Origin of the sequence: Enterococcus sp. DIV2467a, from assembly GCF_050532945.1 — a bacterium.
In the GTDB taxonomy this organism is placed as follows: Bacteria; Bacillota; Bacilli; order Lactobacillales; family Enterococcaceae; genus Enterococcus; species Enterococcus faecalis.
This window is the reverse complement of the sequence record NZ_CP172896.1, coordinates 122,090-137,292: the sequence shown is the minus strand read 5'-3', so window position 1 is coordinate 137,292 and position 15,203 is coordinate 122,090. Positions and strand designations below refer to the sequence as shown.

The following is a 15,203-nucleotide window of genomic DNA, read 5'->3' as shown; positions in this document are numbered from 1 at the left end:
TTTTCTTTAGATAAATTTAAATGGATAAGGGGTAATAGACGTGACTAACGTTGCCGATTTGACATCTGTCGAAAAAATTATTGTTTTAGACTTTGGTAGTCAGTTTAACCAATTGATTACTCGTCGTATTCGTGAATTTGGCGTATTCTCTGAGTTATTAAGCCACCGAACTACGGCAGAAGAAATTCGCAAAATCGCGCCTAAAGGAATCATCTTCTCAGGTGGACCAAACAGCGTGTATGACAAAGATGCTTTTAGCATTGATCCAGAAATTTATGAGTTAGGAATTCCCATTCTTGGCATCTGCTACGGTATGCAATTAATGACTCATAACTTAGGTGGAAAAGTAGAACCTGCCGCAAACCGTGAATACGGAAAAGCAGAATTAGAAATCCTTGGTGATGCGACATTATTCCAAGGAACACCTGCGAAACAAACCGTTTGGATGAGCCACGGTGATTTAGTAACAGAAATCGCTCCTGGATTCGAAAAAGTTGGGACAAGCAATGATTGTCCAATCGCTTCTATCGAAGATGCCAACCGCAAATTCTACGGCGTACAATTTCACCCAGAAGTTCGTCATTCAGAATATGGTAACGACTTATTACGTCACTTTGCTTTTGATGTGTGTGGCTGTACTGGTGACTGGAGCATGGAAAACTTCATCGATATGGAAGTCGCTAAAATCCGTGAACAAGTAGGCGATAAAAAAGTCTTACTTGGTTTATCAGGTGGCGTTGACTCAAGTGTTGTCGGCGTGCTTTTACAAAAAGCCATTGGCGACCAATTAACTTGTATCTTCGTTGACCATGGATTATTACGTAAAGGTGAAGCGGAACAAGTAATGGAAAGTTTAGGCGGTAAATTTGGCTTAAACATTATTAAAGTAGATGCGAAAGAACGCTTCTTAAGTAAATTAGCAGGCGTTTCTGACCCTGAACAAAAACGTAAAATCATCGGTAACGAATTTGTGTATGTTTTTGATGACGAAGCAACTAAACTTGCTGGGGAAGAAGGTGTTTCATTCCTAGCACAAGGAACTCTTTACACAGACGTCATCGAATCTGGTACAGAAACTGCGCAAACAATTAAATCACATCACAACGTTGGTGGTCTTCCTGAAGACATGCAATTTGAATTAATTGAACCTTTAAATACATTATTCAAAGACGAAGTTCGTGCCTTAGGAACTGAACTTGGCATGCCTGATGCAATCGTTTGGCGCCAACCATTCCCAGGACCAGGATTAGGTATTCGTGTGCTTGGTGAAATTACAGAAGATAAATTACAAATCGTTCGTGATTCAGATGCTATCCTACGTGAAGAAATCGCAGCAGCTGGCTTAGATCGTGACATTTGGCAGTACTTTACTGTCTTACCTGGCATCCGTTCAGTAGGCGTTATGGGCGATGGCCGTACCTACGATTACACAGTCGGTATCCGTGCTGTGACTTCTATCGACGGCATGACCGCTGACTTTGCCCGTATCCCTTGGGATGTTTTACAAAAAATCTCTGTGCGCATCGTGAACGAAGTTGCACATGTAAACCGTATCGTGTACGATATTACTTCAAAACCACCTGCAACTGTGGAGTGGGAATAAAGAGCCAATATAATATGGATGGGGAATGCCGATAAATCAACGTTTTTCAACTTATGAAATGCTTGATTTTCATTGAAAATGATATAGTTCCCTGCCAAAAGAGCCCCTGCTAAGATGATACTTGGCAGGGGGTTTTTGTGTATTGTATTTTTAACGGCATAATCCTCTATACTATGTTCGGGTTAATTTTATACCTTCCAATAATTCAACAGTGCCTCCTCGTTCAGTTTCATCAACTCTATATTTAGGGTCTACAAAGTTATCTTGCCAGAATACACACAATTCGTTATTCGCATTTTTAATTTCAACTACATTAGGATATTTCTCTCTTTTATTATTTATTTTAGTAAACTTATTTCTTCCTAAAATTGCATCACTAGCAATAGCTATTAATATTTCATTTGATAATTCTTTTTTATTCAGCTTAATATATATTCTATTCCCTCCAATTGCTGAGAGCTCTTTTGCTTCTTGAATATAGTTTGATATATCATGATCTAGATGTGCATACTTACGAAATTTAATTTTTCTTGCTAATAGCTTTGCACAATATTTAACATAAGGATATACTCGATTTTTATATTCACTAAATATTATTTTCTTTTCAATGAAAATCATTTCTCTAATTAAGTAAATAACTGGTATATTGATTATCCAAACTAATGGTTCTAAACCGAATGATAACCAGAAATTCAACGTAAAAACATCATTAATATTCTTAATAAACTGAGAAAAAGAACTAAAGATCATAAACAAAGAGATTGTTATTAAGAAAAAATTGAAGAATGTAGCCACTATTTTTGTATCTTCTTTTTGATTTCCAATTGCTACTAAGATAGAAAGTATTGTCAAAACAAACACTAATATCATTTCCCAAACAACAGAAAAAGTATAAGACGAGTTTATAAACAATGGAATTGCAGCAAAACTAAATAATTCTGCTTTCTTTTCATGAAATAGTTGTTTGAAATTTAATTTTTTTAAATAAGCAACTATAGGATATACAGAGAAAAACAGTATGATTAGATAATCTTTTATATACCAGAGTGAAATTTCTAAATTTTCTTTATATGCAAAATAGTAGACTATACATAAATAAAGGAAATTGAAGCCTATAATCACAATAGAAATGGGATTTAGAAGAAATTTAAATGTATATTTAACAACATCCATTAAAGAATCTAAAATACCATTTTTTCTCGCAAATACAATACTTAAAAAAATCAAGATTAATATCCAGTATAAAATCGCTTGTTCTCTTGTACTCAATTTGAACTCTCCCTAAAACATAGTCTACACAATTCTATCACAAATTTTATCTATCATTACTTACACACTAAAATTATATATTCATTTTCCAAATCAGAATAACATTTTTTGCGTAATAATACGTCAAGCAACTAATCTAATCAATTCCAATGAGAATCAAAACAAGTGACGAGTAGTCCTACTTTTAATAGTATCGTGGCTGTGAATATCTTTTTATCTTGTTCTAATGTTTTCAATACACAAGAGGTATCCAGAAAAATCGCCCCATCGCTTCCTGTCTTCTGATGACCCTAGTTTTCCCTTCCAACTAGTATCTAATTCTAGTTGTTCACCTAACTTATGAAATGCCTTTAAATTAATCATAAAGGTATTGTGATAGCTAGTTCTTAAAGTATCTTTTTCATGTTTTTCCTCACGAGAAAAGTAATTCCATTTAATTCTCATATTCGAATAAACTAAAGCAGAATCTATGATTTCTTTCTATAATTCGTGTAAATAGTCATCCTTACATTCCAGCATTTTAAAAATCAAATTGTATATTTCCAATGATTCTTCAAAAGATATAGAGTTTTTTTGTAAATAGCTATCATAATCTAACACGAAATCTTCTCCTTAGTAAATAAAAACTAACGTTTTAATCTTCATCAAAGATGTTATTAATTAATTTGTCAAAAATATTCCGTCTTTCCCCATTTGATTTATTGCTAAAATCAATTGTTTCAATCCACATAACTAGATTCTCTTCAGTCTTTATATCTAAGTTATCATTAAAAATAAAATATCCAACTAAATATAAAATATAATCCATTCTGTCAACAAATTCTTCCAAGTCATTGTTTTGTATAAAAGATAACGCTCTATCTAAACCGCCTAAAGATAATTCAATAACTTTTTTTAAATCGTCAACAGTTAGTTTAGTTATCTGAGATTCCTTAGTATCTGACGGAATGGGTGCGTAGTTATTACTATGTTGCCCATTTTTTTTAACTTTTTCAAATGCAGGATTTAAAGAAGCAACTGGATAAGAGACATTTGTTGTAAACGGTGAAAATAATTCATCATATCCAAATTTTTGAATTTTTTCCTTAAAGGGAGCAACATAGTCCGAGTAAATATCAAAATCGTGGAGTTTTAACTTTGAAAAACTCATTTGTAAAGCCGAAACTCTACTTCCAGCGTTGTTTAGCACTTCAAACCACTCAATTTGTTCATCCTCTGTCAAATTATCAGCAATATTAATTGTATAATTATAACTCATCATTTTGCTTCTAACTTGCGTTAAAATAGGGAAAAGCTCTTGTACAAGATCTTTTTCTTGGAGATGACGCAGTAAAACTCCATCATCTTCATTTAAAACTACTCCAACAGGAACATGGTAATCTTTTATACTACCGTCTACTATCTTGAATTTCGCAGCCGATACATCTAGAAATATATTTCTAAAATCTTCATGATTTGTATATGCTTTATAATTTGTAGACAAACGCTGTTGTCCGTCAACTACAGATTGATGATCTGCTTCAATTTGATTTGAATCAATAAGCTCCCTATTAATAAAAGAGACTTGAGGAACCGCATTTATCCCCGTACTCATCTGATTAATAGATATTGGTGCAACTGGTGCTTTTCCGAATAATTGATAATTTAATAATGCCATTGATTTTTGTACATTCCAACTCAAATCTCTTTGATATAAAGGTAATGTAATTTTATTTCTTTTAATATATTTACACATGTCTAAAATACTCAACTGATGGCTTTTTTTTGTCGGGTTAAATCCAACAGCAGCTACTATCTTTTTATTAATCCTAACCATGACGAAAAACCTCTTTTCTTTTTTTCTTTACAAATCCCATAATAACAAATATAAACGGATTTGCATATATAAAAAAGTAGCTGCTAAAGATAGCAGCTACTTTCAGAACGTAGACAAAGTATCAGATTTTTGATACTTCGTCTTTTTTTCTTGGTAAAATAGAAAAAAGGAGTTGATTTCAATGTTGAAAAAACAAGATATGAGTAAACGTGATCAAATTGGCTTTTATTCTCTAGAAGATTTAGTTCCCAAGGAACATCTATTGAGAGATATTGATAAATATGTAGATTTTGATTTTATCTATAAATTAGTTGAAGATAAATATGATGAGGCAAACGGTCGTCCTAGTATAGATCCTGTTCTGTTAATTAAACTTCCATTGATTCAGTATCTTTATGGCATAAAAAGTATGAGGCAAACTATTAAAGATGTTGAGGTTAATATGGCTTACCGTTGGTTTTTAGGTTTAGATATCCAAGATACTGTTCCTCATTTCTCAACCTTCGGCAAAAATTATTCTAGAAGATTTCGTGGTACAGATATCTTTGAACAAATATTTTACGGCATATTAGAACAGTGCATTGAAGCTAAATTAGTGGATAACTCTGAAATATTTATTGATGGTACTCATATAAAGGCTCATGCCAATAATAAAAAATATGAAAGTAAAGAAGTTACTGAAGAAACTCTTTTTTATGTAGAATCATTACAAAAAGAAGTTGAAATAGATAGAGAAACAAGATTAAAAAAGCCCTTAAAAAGAAGAAAGGAAAGTGAAATTCAAGTAAAAAATAAAAAGATTAGTAAAACAGATGATGAGAGTGGTTGGTTCCATAAAGGAGAACATAAGCAGGTTTTTGCTTATGCCACACAAGTGGCATGTGACAAGAATGGTTGGATTTTAGGATACACAACTCATCCTGGTAATCAGCACGATAGTCGAACATTCATTGATATCTATAATAAATTACAAAGCCTCTTTACCTTAGATAAATTAGTAATGGACGCTGGATACAAAACACCAGGTATAGCTCATTTATTATTTCAAAATAATTTAACACCTATTTTTCCATATAAAAGACCTATGACCAAAAAAGAATTTTATCAAAAATATGATTATGTTTATGATGAATATTACGATCAATATATCTGTCCTAATATGAAAATTTTAAGCTATACAACAACTAATAGAGATGGATATCGTGAATATAAAAGTGATACTGTTGACTGTAGTCGATGCCCTTTGATTGCTTACTGTACTGAGTCAAAAGAAAAGAGAAAATTAATTCAACGACATTTATGGGAAAACGATATGGAACGTTGCGAAGATATACGTCATTCTCTTGGAATGAAAGTTATATACAATAATCGGAAACAAACAATTGAGCGATTATTTGGAACGGCAAAAGAATTTCATGGATTGCGCTATACTAATTTAATTGGGAAAGAAAAAATGCACATGAAAATTGGGCTCACTTTCGCATGCCTCAACATTAAAAAATTAACAAAAATGCTTAAATTAAGAGACCTAGAGGGCTCTATTTTTTTATCTATTTTTAGATTTTTATCAAAAATAGTAACGAGATACAAAAAAACAAACCAATCACTCTTTATGAGTAATTAGTTTGTCTTCAATCTGAAAGTAGCTGCTAAAGATAGCAGCTACTTTTTAGCGTTAATATCTAAACTATTCTTTTTTTCGTTGCATTCTAGTTTACCAATCCTCGTTGTTGTCTTTTTAAGATAATAGTTCATCACTTGTGAAAACCGTATCTGGTATCCAAATTTTGAATCCTTGTTCAGCATAGCTTTTTTCAGCGCTTAGAAAAAGACATGCTGCAATTGATGAATGAATATATTACCAGAATAGATCACTGCAAATAAGGCATTCTCTTTTGCAACTACATGAACAGTGTTATCACCATTATTAATCCAAAAGATGTCATTAACTTGGGGTTTGTTCGTATCTAGAATCATTGAATTACCTCCTTAAATTTTTGTTCTACTTTAAGTGTAAGTAGTCCTATTTTCCAACGTGATGTGATTACTAGAAAATTCCATTGAGCTCTTTTTACACCTCGTAATGGTCTAATTGCAAGGAACCAAGTAAGAATGAAAATGAGAAGTACAAAATGAATAGCTTGAATAGAATTTGAAGGGTATTGGTTGAATTCGTGGTGAGCAAAATAGAAAATTAATAAATTGAATTAGCGTTATAGTTAGACAAGTGTTAAGGACTGATAAAAATCTTTTTTGAGATTTACGTCCACCATAAGAATCATTTAATAAAGAAATAAGTTGTTTCATTTTTATCACTACTTTCTTTTTGTTTGTGTATTCACTTTTTTAACTATGATTTATCACAGCATTAGCAACAGTAAGCAGTTGCTAATCAACTTATGCTTCACATTATTTTATATCTAATATCTTTCTTGTATTCTACAAATTAAACATAGATTTTACAATCGTTTTCAATCATTCTTTTGTGTGTAATTACGTTGTATTTGTTCCATGAAAATGTAATCAATTCTATTTTATTGTTATCTAAAAATTCAATTTCTTTTGCAGAACAGCATATATGCTGTTCCGCTTTTTGTTAGTATTTCACTTGTCGATAGACAATGAAATACAACACAAGAGCACCCGAAATGGAGTGAAGGGCAAGACCGAAGAAAACCTCATAGAGGTTTTTGTGGGGTGGTTATGTGCAATGATAATTTGTGCAACATTATCCCTTATTGCTTCCCGAAAAATATCCCCAAGGTATGCAATACTTTGATTTAAAGTTCCAATAAATAATGTCCGTTTCCTGATATTTAATTCTTAGTATTCAACGTTAGGAGAATGAAATGCTCTTGTTCTAAATCACGTATTTCTTGAATTAAGTGTTGAACAGGTCCATATGAACTTGTTATCTTCTCCTTTTTCACATCAAATTGCAACATGCGTTTTGATAATTCAAAGTTTGCTTTGAATTGGAATTCCATATTTGGTGAAAACTTAGTAAGAACACTTTTTAAATCTGTCAAAGTATCTATACTTTCTAATAATTCAGCTGCTTTTGAAGGTTTTAAATTGAATAAAAGTTCAATTAGCTCTTGGGTTCTTAATTCATTAAAGTTTGTTGTTCTTACTCGATCGTTAAACATATTAGGAGCTGTTAGCTGCTTTTTTAGAGTTTCTTCTGTTATTACTGCCATTACTCATCATTCCTTTTCTTTTTTATTCGCTTCCTCTTTTGGCAAGCCCAGCTTGCACCTATATCTTATAGGATATAGACTCACATTATTTTTAATATCTAATAAAAATACGACAATTTATCTGATTTTTCTGTTAAAATGATATTGTATGTATTATTGGAATGAATAAATATGAAAAATAGTGGTCTTTGGTCCATAAAGTTCGATCCTATTATCAAATCAATCACCAAATCCCTGTTTTTATAGAAATATTCATAACATTAAGAAAAAAACACCGATTTAATCAAAGCAATTAAAAATACACAAATATAGTGAGGTTAGATAATGTCTAGATCAATTGAAATAAAAAAAGTATTAAAGTGTAAAATATCTGAATCTAATTTATATTCTTATTTTATAGATTTTGATTTAGATTCTGAAGGAAATCTAGGTCAAAGACTTGCAGAATTTGTACATTTACTCACTCAAGAAATACCAAATTTCGCATTGGGATTCTATGAGGGAGACAGTATTCCTCAAGAAAAACTTTTAGATACTTTAATTGATGCTGCTAACTCTATCTATAAAATTGATTGCTATCAAAAAGTTTCACAGATTTATGAAACTGGTGAATGTCTAGAAGATAATATATCTGATAAGTATCTTAGACGTGGAGAATTTGGAGAACTAATTTTACATTCGGTATTAAAATACTATTTTGAAACATTTCCATTAATAGCAAAAATATATTTTAAAGATTCCTACGGACATGCTGTACACGGCTTTGATTCTATTCATATTCAGCCAAAAACTAATACGCTCTGGTTAGGTGAATCAAAATTGTATACGAATGGAAAAAGCGGTGTAGATGCATTAGTAGAAGATTTATATGAACATTTTAATATAGATTACTTTCATAGTGAATTTAATGTAATATCAAAAAGATTGAAAGACTCAAAAACTATTATAGATAACCACGGTCATGATACAGAATACTGGGTCTCACTATTAAATCAGTATACAAGCATATCGGAAAAACTGGATAATATAACTATTCCACTATTTTGTGCATATGAAACAGATTTTTTTGATAGCTTTGAGAATGATTTTGATACCTTTGAAACAAAGTACATGGAAGAAATTAGTATGTTACATGAGCGATTTCTAAATAAAAGCTCCCACCACCCTTGGAGCAAAAAAATGAATATTATAGTAATACTAATGCCATTGGAGAGCAAAAAAAAATTAGTATCAATGTTACACAAAAAACTCAAAACCATACAAAGCTTAGGTGTAGGAAGGATTTGATTATATGGATTGGAATAAAGTAGACATTTACTCTGTAAAAGAATTAAGTTTTGAAGATAGTTTTTCTCTAGCTAAATTTACATCTAACTTGTCTTTAAGTAACAAAAAGGACATTGCAAGAAAAATTATAATTCATATATTAGAGATTTGGGAAAACATCGATTCTTCCACCAAAGAAATATGGATGGACATTGTAGAGTCAGCCGGATTTTATCCATATCTAATTAGTAACTCAACTATGGATACGACTTCTGAAATTAGAAAAGCTTTCCATTCTTCAAATTATTTAGATAATGTAGTATTTCATAAGGAACAAAAATATCTTTCTACTTTAATTGAGAAAAAAGAAAATATTGTAGTAAGCGCTCCCACCAGTTTTGGAAAAAGTTTATTAATACAAGAAATTGTGGCTAGCAGAAAATTTAAAAATATCCTCATTATTCAACCCACTCTGGCATTAATTAATGAAACAAGAATAAAACTTAAACCTTATCAGGAGTACAATTACAATATAGTCGTGAATACTTCACAGAAAATGGAAGAAAAAAATATATTTATTTTGACAGCCGAACGTATTTTAGAATATCCTAACTTCCCTATTGTGGATTACTGCATTTTAGACGAATTTTACAAAGTTAGTTCCTCGCGAGATGATGAACGATCTGATGTTTTAAATATAGCGCTTAAAAAAATACTGGATAACAATAAAACTATTTTCTATTTTTTAGGTCCAAATATAGATGAAATATCTCAAGGCTTCGAAAATCACTACAATGCCAAATTTATAAAAACTGATTACACTCTAGTTGATACTAAAGTGGAAATGATAAATATAGATTTTCAAACTGATAAACCAAGATCTATGGAAAAAGAAAGGAAACTCAAACTTTTCAAAATGCTTTCAGAAAAAGAAAAGGAACAATCTATAGTATATCTTTCATCTCCAGATAGAGCGCTAAAAGTGGCTAAAGAATACTTAGAGTATTTAAGCACTAATAATCTTTTAGCAAAAGAACAGCAATTACCCATTAATGAATGGATACAAGAAAACATAAACTCTAATTGGAGTTTTAATAAACTAATCCAACAAAAAATTGGTGTTCATTCTGGAACAATACCAAAACATTTGACTCATTCAATAATAGATTACTTTAATAAAGGTTTATTACAAGTACTATTTTGTACATCTACAATTATTGAAGGAGTAAATACAAGTGCAAAAAATGTCTTTATTTTTGATGAAAAGAAGGGGCCAAATAGAATAGACTACTTTGATTTCTCAAATATTCGTGGAAGAGCCGGTAGACTATTAGAGCACTTTACAGGCTATGTATATGTCTTCCATCCAATTCCGGAAAAAGAGAAAATGGAGTTAGATATTCCTTTCTTTGATCAAGAAAAAATTTCTGATGAAATATTAATCAACTTTGAAAAAAAAGAAGTTAAAAGTGAACATATTTCTAGATTTGAAGAATTGATGAATTATGATGATGATTTACTCAAAGTGATCAAAAAGAATGCTGTGTCTGTATCTGGTCAAAAGAAGATAATCGAGAATATTAAAATAACTTTGAAAGAAAAACCAGAATTAGTATTATGGAGTGGCATTCCAAAATACGAAGCACTAGCTTATATTCTTAACATTTGTTGGGACAATTTGTTAAAAGACACTGAAACTACAAGACCTATGACTAGAAATAAACTTCCTGTAGTAGCTTATAATAGCCTAATAAGTAAATCCACATCAGAATCTTTAAATAATGAGTTCAAATATTTAAAAGATAATAATCCCAAATGGACTAATCAAAGAGTTTTAGATCAGGCTGTCACTAATTATTTTCGTGAACAAAGACACTGGATTTCTTATAAAGTACCGAAATGGATAGGTGTTGTAGACAGTCTACAAAAAGAAGTGTGCAAACAAATGGGAGTAATTAACGTTGGTGATTATACTTATGCTGCTTCTCAACTAGAAAACGAAGGAATGAATAGTACTTTATCTATCTTACTAGACATGGGAATACCTTCTAGTGCTATTAACAAATTGAAGTATGCAGTGGATGGAATTACGGACTTCAGGGATTTAGTAAAGCACGTAAAGAGAATAGCTGATTCTAATCAATATTCTTTAATAGAATATGAAAAAAACAAAATATATGACCTTTAAAAGATATGTATGTAATGAGCTAAAAAGGAGGATAATTTATGAAAAAGCTATTAGATATCTATTCGATGAAAATGAATGAATCTACAGGAAAAATTGATGTTCAATTCTCAAAAGGCAAAAAAATCTATTCTTATAACAAATTTTCTCTAGATTTCATTGATAATAATACACAAGAGAAAGTAGAATTATACAGTTTTTTACTAAATGAATCCACAGGTAACATAAATTTAAAATTTTCTAAAGATGGAGACATAATTTCCTACAGCAAATCTTCTATTTCTATTTTCAAAAATGGTTCAACTAATACTGAATCTAAAAATAATTTTGGAAACACTAATGATAGTAATAATATAATTCAGAATCTCAGTTCTAATAAAAACATTCCCGTTTACACTTATGAAAAAAGTGTTACAGATGCAAAAAACAAACCCCTATTTTCACATATTGTTTATTTGAATCTGGAGATAGTTTACTTTTTCCTTGGGATAAGAGTAGATTATTCAAAGAACAGAGTTTAGAACTTTTAAAATATCATATGCAAGATTCTACAATAGAATTCTACCCCATTAATTTATTAGGGGATATCAAACACTTGGATAAAAAAATGATGAATCTGTTTTCCACTGTAAAAAATGAATATAGTAACACAAGAAAAGAAGTATATTGTATGAATGTGTGTCAGCATTGTGGGGCCAAACAAGGAGAATACTTTGTGTACAGAGATATGAATGAATTTATTTCACATATGACTGAGTTAGAGATAGAACGTTATATTTAATTCAAACTACTTATTCAATAACAACTATTAAAAAAAGGAGATTAAATATGATCTTAAAAGAACGAAGTTCAGAATTACTATTACGACTTCAAAATGAGTATCTAGCAAGAGGTATTGAAGCTAATATGACTAAAAACATCCCGAAAAACTATATAGATACTCAAGAGTGACACCATATTTGCTGGAGAATTTAGAAAAAAATCAGGTCACAGCAGTTTCTCCAATCCATTTTAATGATAGTTTTGATTCACTAATGATTACTAACACAAAAGACACTATTATAGAACAGTATAATGAGAGAGTTTTATTAGCTCAAAAAGTTAATCAAGTATGGCCGATTTCGAAAAACAATTTTATTGAATCTATGGAAAATCAAATAGTAGTAAGCAAAACTTTTGCGCAAAAAGAATTGATGATTTGTTGTTTTACTGAAAATGCTGATAGTAGCTATATGTGGGGTCATTATGGAAATAATGCTGGTGTTTGCCTCGAATATTCTACTAAAATGAGGTCTTTCGATTTTATTTATCCTGTTGCCTACGGTACAACTCCAATTAGTGTAACAGAACTAGTAGACCCTGTAACCGATGAAAATATTGAAATTGCAGTTTTATTGTCTGCTCTTTATAAGGATATTGAATGGTCTCCAGAAAAAGAATGGCGTATTATTCTACCTAATTTGAAACCGAATTCATATGAAAAAGAAGATGGTTTTATGCCAGTTATAGTTAACACTCCAAATGAAATCACTTTAGGAACAAAATTTTTTAACGATATATTTGACGGTCAAACTATAAATGAATATAAATATAAATTGTTGCGTATAACTAAAAAACATGAAATACGAGTTTCAATATTGAGATACATAAATATACGAGAACCAAACAAAACAATAATTAATACATCTGATTTAATTAGTACGTTTGATAAATTTAGAAATAAACAATTATCCTCATATCAACTTGAAGAAATTCTCGAACGAATTATTAGAAATTAATATCTTGAAAAGTAACAACACGATATCTTGAAATCTTTATGTTGGATTTCAAGATATCATAACTAATATTTTTTCACAAAATTACCAACTGCTCAAAATAAGCAGCTGTCCGATTGATTAGCAATTTATCTATACTTTTGCTATGCTGCTTAATAAAATCTGCCATCTGCTGCAGCTCGCCTGCTCTCGCTTCTATCGCACTTGATTCCGCAATGAGTCTTTCTTTAGTCCGCTCTAACTTCTGGTTTCTATGAACTAACAATTTATTTTGGCCTGCTAAACTATAATAGTTTCTAATCACAACTCTATTTACAAGTTCATTTACATATTCAGTAATATCAGCGATCCCCACACCATTATTTCTTTCTTCCATTCATCATTCACAAAAAAATCAACAGGTTCTTCTTGAATCTTTTTATGCGTATCAGAAAGTACTAAAGTTCGTACTGCTTCAACTGCTGCATGATTATATAAAGTTAACGGTCTTCCTCTACCGCCTGTCTTTTATCTTTTAGTTTTAGCTTTGCCGACAAATCCAATCTCTTTATCAAAATCCACTTCTGACATTGCACGTAAAAAAGAGGTCTCTGATATTTTTTTGACAATTTCAGTCAATTCTTCTATTGCCTCGTTTGTCCTATATCACATTTGTTTTAGCTCTTCAATTATCTTTCTTTGTTGTTCATCCATTAAACTTCACCTCTGAAATTAAATAAGCTTGTTGTACCAGTTGTTGTATTAATTTTTTCAAATATAATAAGAAAAAATCAATCATAAATAAAATTAAGTTAAGCAGCAAATACGCACCTATTTCTAGGATAGTAACCGCTAGCTACAAAAAGCAATCTTAAAAGTCAACTAACTATTTTTAACCTAAAAAGAACATGGTGTAGAGCAATTTATTCTTAGTTATACCGACTTACCACTCTTTCGCTCAACCGTTTAACGAATTATTGAACGTTATGCCAAACTAGCTAAAGTACAAGTCATTAAGGGAAAAGGATTACAACATTCAAATGTCAATTATCTTGTTAATGAATTTAATGCAGATATTTTAGTTGTTTCCCAACGATTAGGACACTCTATCTCGGAGATTACTTTGAAATATTACGCTCATTTATGGAGTCGAAACGACGAAACCCTTGCACAACAAATGACAGAAAATATCCAATTTTTCTACGCAACTAAATCAAACATTGCATAATTTAATGGAAATCAAATAGTTAAAAACTAACCCTACCATTTCCCTACCAATTTGGTATGTAAGTTGGAAAATTGTTTATTTAACAACGTTTCTACGAAGCAACATATATTGAACGGGAACAATCAAACATACATTGAAAAACCACCCATGTGAACGGGTGGTTTGTTCTGCACTGTAAACCTTCATTCCCCCCTTGACTCTCCCTTCACTCTTGGCTATGATTACCTTAGCAAGTACAATGGTGTACTGTGAACAGTCGAGCAACGGCGCTCAAAAAGATTGGCTTTCGTGCATTCTTTTTGAGCGCTTTTTATTTTTAGAAAGTAGGGAAATTGAATGGAAAAAATGTACCGCAGTCCGTATGAAGCGTACCCGTATCTATCTTCTAAACCAGAAGATTTACGATGTGATTTTGAATTAATGACTGATGAATTGGCCTCGATGACAGGTCTTCTACGAGGATATGTGCAACAATTAGACGTCCCTGAACAGCCTGCACTAACAGAAGAACTAGCCAAAATTTGCGAGTTAATCTACCATGTCAATCCAACGACCCGAACAAAATTAACAGTCACAGAGGAAGAAATAGCCTGGCTTTTGGAACGTGTCAATGCTATGAATGAACTGACATACGAAGAAAATCGTCCTTTTGTTTTACCGATGGGCACAATCTGTTCCTCTTATGCACACATTTTAAGAGCCAAAGCCAAAGATATTGTTCGTTTACTTTATCGCATGGACTATGGTGGTAAAAAAATTGATCCGCAGCTGTATGATGTAGTCAACTTACTCTCAGGTTACTTTTTCATGTTAGCTTTGTATCTAAATCAGCTCGAAAATGGTGAAGAAGTTCCCTTTGTTTCTCGCAACTATTCTATTTAA

Annotated in this window: 13 protein-coding genes; 7 read left to right on the top strand and 6 right to left on the bottom strand. The window is 31.2% G+C overall.

The features are described 5' to 3' along the window. Positions 1-40: 40 nt before the first annotated feature. Positions 41-1,603 (top strand): glutamine-hydrolyzing GMP synthase, encoded by a 1,563-nt coding sequence (gene guaA, locus IGL80_RS00570; RefSeq protein WP_002356158.1) that lies wholly within the window; start codon positions 41-43, stop codon positions 1,601-1,603. A gap of 171 nt (positions 1,604-1,774) precedes the next feature. Here the strand turns inward: guaA and IGL80_RS00565 are convergent, their stop codons facing one another. Together IGL80_RS00565 and IGL80_RS00560 are read right to left on the bottom strand one after the other, a co-directional pair. Further along, positions 1,775-2,872 carry a hypothetical protein gene (locus IGL80_RS00565; protein ID WP_002359281.1) on the bottom strand — a complete coding sequence of 366 codons (1,098 nt, stop codon included), beginning with the start codon at positions 2,870-2,872 and terminating at the stop codon, positions 1,775-1,777. A 634-nt stretch (positions 2,873-3,506) separates the two neighbouring features. Further along, positions 3,507-4,688, bottom strand: coding sequence for a GmrSD restriction endonuclease domain-containing protein (locus IGL80_RS00560; RefSeq protein ID WP_002404398.1), 1,182 nt, complete (start codon positions 4,686-4,688; stop codon positions 3,507-3,509). 181 nt (positions 4,689-4,869) lie between these two features. Here IGL80_RS00560 and IGL80_RS00555 point away from each other — a divergent pair, with 181 nt between their 5' ends. After that, the gene (locus IGL80_RS00555; RefSeq protein ID WP_002404397.1) at positions 4,870-6,312 is read left to right on the top strand and encodes an IS1182-like element ISEnfa2 family transposase; all 1,443 of its coding nucleotides are present in this window, start codon (positions 4,870-4,872) and stop codon (positions 6,310-6,312) included. Between the two features lie 197 nt (positions 6,313-6,509). Here the strand turns inward: IGL80_RS00555 and IGL80_RS00550 are convergent, their stop codons facing one another. The 3 genes from IGL80_RS00550 to IGL80_RS00540 form a co-directional block, all read right to left on the bottom strand. Beyond that, the gene (locus IGL80_RS00550) at positions 6,510-6,665 is read right to left on the bottom strand and encodes a hypothetical protein (protein ID WP_002404395.1); all 156 of its coding nucleotides are present in this window, start codon (positions 6,663-6,665) and stop codon (positions 6,510-6,512) included. Positions 6,666-7,292: 627 nt separating this feature from the next. Next, positions 7,293-7,502 carry a JAB domain-containing protein gene (locus tag IGL80_RS00545; protein ID WP_079996726.1) on the bottom strand — a complete coding sequence of 70 codons (210 nt, stop codon included), beginning with the start codon at positions 7,500-7,502 and terminating at the stop codon, positions 7,293-7,295. A gap of 2 nt (positions 7,503-7,504) precedes the next feature. Further along, positions 7,505-7,888, bottom strand: a complete 384-nt coding sequence (locus IGL80_RS00540; protein WP_002359277.1) for a hypothetical protein — start codon at positions 7,886-7,888, stop codon at positions 7,505-7,507. A 324-nt stretch (positions 7,889-8,212) separates the two neighbouring features. Here IGL80_RS00540 and IGL80_RS00535 point away from each other — a divergent pair, with 324 nt between their 5' ends. The 4 genes from IGL80_RS00535 to IGL80_RS00520 all read left to right on the top strand — a co-directional run bounded on the left by IGL80_RS00535 (position 8,213) and on the right by IGL80_RS00520 (position 13,117). After that, on the top strand, positions 8,213-9,175 hold the full coding sequence (locus IGL80_RS00535) for a HamA C-terminal domain-containing protein (RefSeq protein WP_002359276.1): 963 nt from the start codon (positions 8,213-8,215) through the stop codon (positions 9,173-9,175). A 4-nt stretch (positions 9,176-9,179) separates the two neighbouring features. Then, a complete protein-coding gene (locus IGL80_RS00530) occupies positions 9,180-11,342 on the top strand; it encodes a DEAD/DEAH box helicase (protein WP_002359274.1) in 2,163 nt (720 codons plus the stop codon). 38 nt (positions 11,343-11,380) lie between these two features. Continuing rightward, the gene (locus IGL80_RS00525; RefSeq protein WP_002404523.1) at positions 11,381-11,860 is read left to right on the top strand and encodes a hypothetical protein; all 480 of its coding nucleotides are present in this window, start codon (positions 11,381-11,383) and stop codon (positions 11,858-11,860) included. Between the two features lie 426 nt (positions 11,861-12,286). After that, entirely contained in the window at positions 12,287-13,117 is an 831-nt protein-coding gene (locus IGL80_RS00520; protein ID WP_002404521.1) for a DUF2971 domain-containing protein, read from the top strand. Positions 13,118-13,190: 73 nt separating this feature from the next. On the opposite strand, the gene IGL80_RS00515 is transcribed toward IGL80_RS00520, so the two are convergent. Continuing rightward, complete coding sequence (locus tag IGL80_RS00515; RefSeq protein WP_002359270.1) at positions 13,191-13,490, bottom strand: hypothetical protein; 300 nt, start codon at positions 13,488-13,490, stop codon at positions 13,191-13,193. A 1,167-nt stretch (positions 13,491-14,657) separates the two neighbouring features. On the opposite strand from IGL80_RS00515, the gene IGL80_RS00510 reads away from it, so the two are divergent. Continuing rightward, on the top strand, positions 14,658-15,203 hold the full coding sequence (locus IGL80_RS00510; protein WP_002385445.1) for an ATP:cob(I)alamin adenosyltransferase: 546 nt from the start codon (positions 14,658-14,660) through the stop codon (positions 15,201-15,203).